Raw genomic sequence first — 5,342 nt, 5'->3', positions numbered from 1 at the left:
GTCGAGGTTCCGCGGGGTGGCGGGGCCGAGGCTGATGGAGGTGCTCCCCTCCGTGCGCGCCGAGGGCGCGCTGGGCGCCGCACTCGGCGCGCTGGCGGACCTGTGGGCGGCGGCGCGCGACGCGGCGCTCGACATGGAGCGCGCGATCGAGGCGTCCCTGGAGGAGAACTGCCCCGCGCTGCTGGCTATGTACGGGTGCGGGCCCGTGAGCGCGGCCAAGCTCGCGGTCGCGGCCGGGGACAACCCGGGCAGGCTGCGCTCCGAGGCGTCGTTCGCGGCGATATGCGGCGCCTGCCCCATCCCCGCCTCGAGCGGCAAGACCGTGAGGCACAGGCTCAACAGGGGCGGCGACCGGCAGGCGTGTTAGCGCTGCACGAGATCGCGAGGCAGAGGGTCATGCGCGACCCCGAGACCGCCGAGTACGCCGAGAGGGCCAGGGCGCGGGGGAAGAGCGACAGGGAGGTCATGAGGTGCCTCAAGCGCTACGTGGCCAGGGAGGCGTACCGGGCGCTGATGCACCCGCACGAGATCAGGAGGCCCGAGGACGCCTCGGAGCTCGTGGCGGCCAGGCGCGCGGCGAAGGTCAGCCAGGTGAGGGCGGCGTCCATATTGGGAACCAGCGAGAAGTACATCTCGATGCTGGAGAGGGGCCAAAGGGAGCTCAAGCCCATAAGGAGGGCCTACGAGGCATGGGTCGAGGCCGGACTTCCGCTCGATTGGGACAGGCAAGCCTTCGAGGCCGAGCGCAAAATGGATTCTAAAAAACACCTTGCCAAATAGGAGCGTCAGCGCGAGGCCCGTCTTTCCGTTGCTCCGCAGGAGCAGGAAAGACGGGCCTCATGCGCGAGGACGTTTTCAAAACCAAGCCCGGCCCCGGCCGGAGGGACCACAGGCGCTACAGGTTCTTGACACCCATCGCGCGCATGGCGTTCAGGATGGCGATGATCGCCACGCCCACGTCGCCAAAGACGGCAAGCCACATATTGGCGATGCCGAGCGCCGCGAGCACCAGAATCAGCAGCTTAATGCCCAGCGCAAAGATTATGTTCTGCCAAACGATCGTCATGGTCTTGCGCGCCACGCGGATCGCGCGGGAAATGTTGGACGGCTTGTCGTCCATCAGCACCACGTCGGCGGCCTCGATCGCGGCGTCGGAGCCCATGGCGCCCATGGCAATGCCCACATCGGCGCGCGTAAGCACAGGAGCGTCGTTGATACCGTCGCCGACAAAGGCGAGCTTGCCCTTGCCCGATTCGGCCGCGAGCAGTGCCTCGACGCGCTCGACCTTGTCACCAGGCAACAGCTGCGCATGGAACTCGTCGAGACCGAGCTGTTTGGCCACGGACGCCGCCACTTCCCCGCGGTCGCCCGTGAGCATGACGGTGCGCTTAACGCCGGCGGCGTGCAGGTCACGAATCGTTTGCTCGGCATCGGCCTTGACGGTGTCGGCGATGACGATATGGCCGGCATAGATGCCATCGACCAGCACGTGGAGAATGGTGCCGACGACCTCGCAATTGGGTGCTTCGATGTCGGTGGCGGCGAGCATCTTGGCGTTGCCGACGACGACGGGCTTGCCGTCGATGGTTGCCGTCACGCCGTGGCCCGCGTCATTAGTGGAATCCGTTACGCGCTTGGGATCGAGCTCGCCCTGGAAGGCGGTACGTACCGACTGCGCGATGGGATGGTCGGAGAACGACTCGGCAAGGGCCGCGACTTCGAGCAGCGACTGCTCGGTATAGCCTGCCTCGGGGTGCACCGCGACGACCGAGAATGTGCCGTTCGTGAGGGTGCCGGTTTTGTCGAAGACGACGGTGTCCACATCGGCGAGCGTCTCGAGGTAGTTAGAACCCTTGATAAGGACGCCCAGCTTGGATGCGCCGCCGATGCCGCCAAAGAAGCTCAGCGGCACGCTGATCACCAGCGCGCACGGGCAGCTGACGACGAGGAAGGTCAGGCCGCGCAGGATCCAGTCGGACCAAGCGCCGGTCACCAGGCCGCCGCCGAGCGCGAGTACCGCGGCGGCGCCAGTGACGGCGGGAGTGTAGACGCGGGCAAAGCGCGTGATGAAGTTCTCGGTACGTGCCTTCTTTTCGCTGGCGTTTTCCACGAGCTCTAGGACACGAGCGACGGTGGATTCGCCAAATGGCTTAGTGGTGCGCACGTGGATGAGGCCCGTCATGTTGATGCAGCCGCTGATGATATCGTCTCCGGTTTTGGCCGGGCGGGGGACCGACTCTCCCGTGAGCGCGGCGGTGTCGAGTTGCGTCTCGCCCTCGACGATAACGCCGTCGATGGGCACGCGCTCGCCGGGCTTGACGACGATGACGGTGCCGACGGTGATGTCATCGGGGAAGACCTGCTCGAGCGTGCCGTCGGTCTGCTCGACGTTAGCGTAGTCGGGCGCGATGTCCATCATGGCACTGATCGACTTGCGGCTCTTGCCCACGGCGTATGCCTGGAACAGCTCGCCGACCTGGTAGAACAGCATGACAGCGGCACCTTCGGCCATGTGCGGGTCGGTGTCGGGGAAGAGCACCATGGCAAATGCACCGATGGTCGCGACTGCCATAAGGAAACTCTCGTCGAAGGCCTTACCGCGGCGGATGTTGTTAAATGCCTTTTGCAGTACGTCATGGCCGGCGATCAAAAACGGCACGAGGAACAGCACAAAGCTGGCATAGATGTCGCCGGGCTCGCCGAATGTGGCAGTGAGGGCACCGAGCTCGTCGAGGGCGTACACCACCGCAAAAATGCCTAGCGCTACCAGGATACGGCTGCGTTTATGCTCGAGTGACTCTTTTTTCGTGCGCTTCTTCTTTTTCTTTTTGGGGTCGGCGGTGGCCATGACTCGTATCCTCCCATTTGAATGTATGAACACTCGCTCATATAATTTCGCGAGCAAAGGCCGCGGCAAGCGCGGCCCTGAAGATTGGCGTGAACCTGGGCTAGAGAATGATCTCGCAGTCCGGCTCGGCGTCGGCGGTGAACTCCACGACGCGGTCAAGGACCTCGTCGAACTCGGCGTCATCAGCCTCGAGCGTCAGCTTCTGGGTCATAAAGTTGACGGACACGGATTTGACGCCCTCGAGCTTGGCCAGCTCGTCCTGAAGCTCGCGCGCGCAGTTGGCGCAGTCGATCTCGTCGAGTTTAAACTGCTTTTTCATGTTGGGTTCCTTTCCCGTTTTTGCGGCTTGGGTGCAGGCCGCGCTGGTACCGTGGTTGGTCGCTATTCGCAGATGTGGCTCATGCCTTGGTTGAGCATGGTATAGACGTGATCGTCGGCAAGCGAGTAGAGGATATTGCGCCCGTCGCGCCGGAACTTGACCAGGTGCGACTGCTTAAGCGTGCGCAGCTGGTGCGATACTGCCGACTGCGAGGTTTCGGTCGCTTCGGCGATGTCTGCCACGCAGAGCTCGCGACCCATGAGGGCGTAGAGGATCTTGATGCGCGTGGTGTCGCTGAAGACCTTGAACAGGTCGGCGAGGTCGTAGAGAAGCTCCTCGTCGGGAAGGTCCTCGGGCGAGCAGGTGGTGGGGATCGCGGGCTCGGTGGCCTCGATGTCGGGTTTCGTTTCATCAACGCGGATGCTCATTGCAATATCCTTTCATATGAACATGCGCTCATATAACTTACTTCCGATTATATGAGCGCATGTTCATATGTCAATACAATTTGCGATAATTTCGATGACTGCTTGCCGCCTCTGCGATTTTCTGTGGGTTGGGATGCATCGATGCAATGCTCGCCAACATATTTCGAGATGTTCGGCCAGCATGCTAAGAAAGCCGCCTCGAGAAGCATTAGAACTGTTCATATTTGTACTTAATCTTGTTAAATATCGTGAGAATCAGTTCTTTCTCTACGGGAGTTCCTGCAGAATCAGTTTTATCTAAAGTTATATTGAGCATTGCTGCGGCCAATCGGGCACATAGGTGGCCGAATAAGTCGAAAAATGTAGGTGGACATCCGCAGAGACCGCCTTTAGAAGAGCGAATTCTCAATTAGATCAATAATCGTGTCGTCTTCCGTGCGGTTTTCATCGATTTTTGCGGACATGTCGCATTCCCAAGGCCCATTGATTTCTTCAGCAAGGGCCCCGACGTGTTGCATGTCGTCGGGTTCGGGCACATCGTTGATGCTCGGGTCATCAGCTTGCGGATATTGGCTTGCAATTTCGCGCTTGGCGGACTCTTCTTCTTTGAGAGCCTCCAGGACGCGGCGACCGTATTCGAAGTAGCGCCGCAAGACAAATTGACGAAGAGTTTCTTGCAGGATGGTGAAGTTATCCGGGAGTCGACCAGGCCAGATCTTCTCGCGAATGCGAATCGCTTCCATGACCCGTCCAAAAGCGGACTGCTTGAAAAACGAATGACGAGTAACTGTGATAACGGCATATCCCATGTTTCGCAGCGTGTTGCGGCGTTCCTCGTCAATTGATTGCTGCTCGGGCTCGTCGTGGTAAAAGCCGTTGTATTCGATATCGGTCATCGAATTCTCGAGCAGCGCGTCGAGGTAGAAAACCGTCCGTCGCGTTAGGGCGGCGTATCTTTTGGGGACTGGGATCGGATAATCCGTTTTGATAGCGCGTATGGCTAAGCCACCCATTGACTTGGGCATCGTCAGCATCATGACAAACGCCGTTTCGAGTGGGGAGCGACAGCCTTCGCGTACATAAGAAAGTGCCTTAAGGGCTTTATTAGATCCACGATACCCCGACGCCTCTGAAAAGAAGGCTCTGAGCTCTTCAACGCTGGTTAGGGCTGGGCGCTCGCGATATTGAGTTTCGTTGGACGTTTCAAGCGCGTAGGAGCCGCAGATTTCAAAGTAATACTCAACGAGCTCCGAAAGGTTGAGGTCGGCTGTTGCTTCTAACGCGCACAGCTTGATATCGACGATGTAGACGTTCGGCTCGAGTTCTAGGTAGCTTTCTGCATCAAACGTATAGCGCGTGCAGTGGCAGATGCAGCCCTTGCGGTGCCTTTTGGCATTATTGGAAAACGTCAGCACATGGATGCGTTCAGAATCGACATTCTTTCTTTTGAGCCATGCTCGTGCCGCTTCCAGGTCGGATGTGGTCGGCGCAGACACCCTGATCTTTTCCATAGGTATGGGATCGGTCGCGTAGCTTGCGAGCGAGTTGGCTGTTTGGTATACAGCGCGTGCTGTAGTATGTGACAGAACGATTCCCATACGCGCATGATGGCATAGCGGACGCCACATGTGCCCGAAACTTCGGGCAACGGTATAGGGACGCGGCTTATCTTCTGCGAACGGTGGGTTTTTGAGCTGTCGTATTGAGGGGTGTTCCTATAGTTTTGTCAACTGGGAAATGCTCTCCG

General features: G+C 59.4%; 6 protein-coding genes. 2 read left to right on the top strand and 4 right to left on the bottom strand.

All coding sequences use genetic code 11. From position 1 onward, the window contains the following. On the top strand, positions 1-367 hold a 367-nt coding region (locus DW925_RS10170; RefSeq protein WP_233540211.1), incomplete at its 5' end, for a transposase. A 29-nt stretch (positions 368-396) separates the two neighbouring features. Further along, entirely contained in the window at positions 397-780 is a 384-nt protein-coding gene (locus DW925_RS01805) for a hypothetical protein (RefSeq protein WP_147349507.1), read from the top strand. 115 nt (positions 781-895) lie between these two features. On the opposite strand, the gene DW925_RS01800 is transcribed toward DW925_RS01805, so the two are convergent. The 4 genes from DW925_RS01800 to DW925_RS01785 form a co-directional block, all read right to left on the bottom strand. Further along, positions 896-2,848 carry a heavy metal translocating P-type ATPase gene (locus tag DW925_RS01800; RefSeq protein WP_233509070.1) on the bottom strand — a complete coding sequence of 651 codons (1,953 nt, stop codon included), beginning with the start codon at positions 2,846-2,848 and terminating at the stop codon, positions 896-898. A 100-nt stretch (positions 2,849-2,948) separates the two neighbouring features. Further along, positions 2,949-3,167 carry a cation transporter gene (locus DW925_RS01795; protein WP_117583778.1) on the bottom strand — a complete coding sequence of 73 codons (219 nt, stop codon included), beginning with the start codon at positions 3,165-3,167 and terminating at the stop codon, positions 2,949-2,951. A 62-nt stretch (positions 3,168-3,229) separates the two neighbouring features. Further along, the gene (locus DW925_RS01790) at positions 3,230-3,595 is read right to left on the bottom strand and encodes a helix-turn-helix transcriptional regulator (RefSeq protein ID WP_055285819.1); all 366 of its coding nucleotides are present in this window, start codon (positions 3,593-3,595) and stop codon (positions 3,230-3,232) included. 389 nt (positions 3,596-3,984) lie between these two features. After that, positions 3,985-5,106 (bottom strand): hypothetical protein, encoded by a 1,122-nt coding sequence (locus DW925_RS01785; RefSeq protein WP_147329321.1) that lies wholly within the window; start codon positions 5,104-5,106, stop codon positions 3,985-3,987. Positions 5,107-5,342: the final 236 nt, after the last annotated feature.

The organism is Collinsella sp. AM43-1 (assembly GCF_003467925.1).
Classification (GTDB): Bacteria; Actinomycetota; Coriobacteriia; order Coriobacteriales; family Coriobacteriaceae; genus Collinsella.
Note: the sequence above shows the minus strand (reverse complement) of the source record. Positions and strands in the feature narration are given on the sequence as shown.

What these genes read in the sequence shown, in the direction of transcription:
- DW925_RS01805 (WP_147349507.1), top strand. Translation starts at nt 397, where the DNA reads ATGCGCGACCCCGAGACCGCCGAGTACGCCGAGAGGGCCAGGGCGCGG.
- DW925_RS01800 (WP_233509070.1), bottom strand. Translation starts at nt 2,848, where the DNA reads ATGGCCACCGCCGACCCCAAAAAGAAAAAGAAGAAGCGCACGAAAAAA.
- DW925_RS01795 (WP_117583778.1), bottom strand. Translation starts at nt 3,167, where the DNA reads ATGAAAAAGCAGTTTAAACTCGACGAGATCGACTGCGCCAACTGCGCG.
- DW925_RS01790 (WP_055285819.1), bottom strand. Translation starts at nt 3,595, where the DNA reads ATGAGCATCCGCGTTGATGAAACGAAACCCGACATCGAGGCCACCGAG.
- DW925_RS01785 (WP_147329321.1), bottom strand. Translation starts at nt 5,106, where the DNA reads ATGGAAAAGATCAGGGTGTCTGCGCCGACCACATCCGACCTGGAAGCG.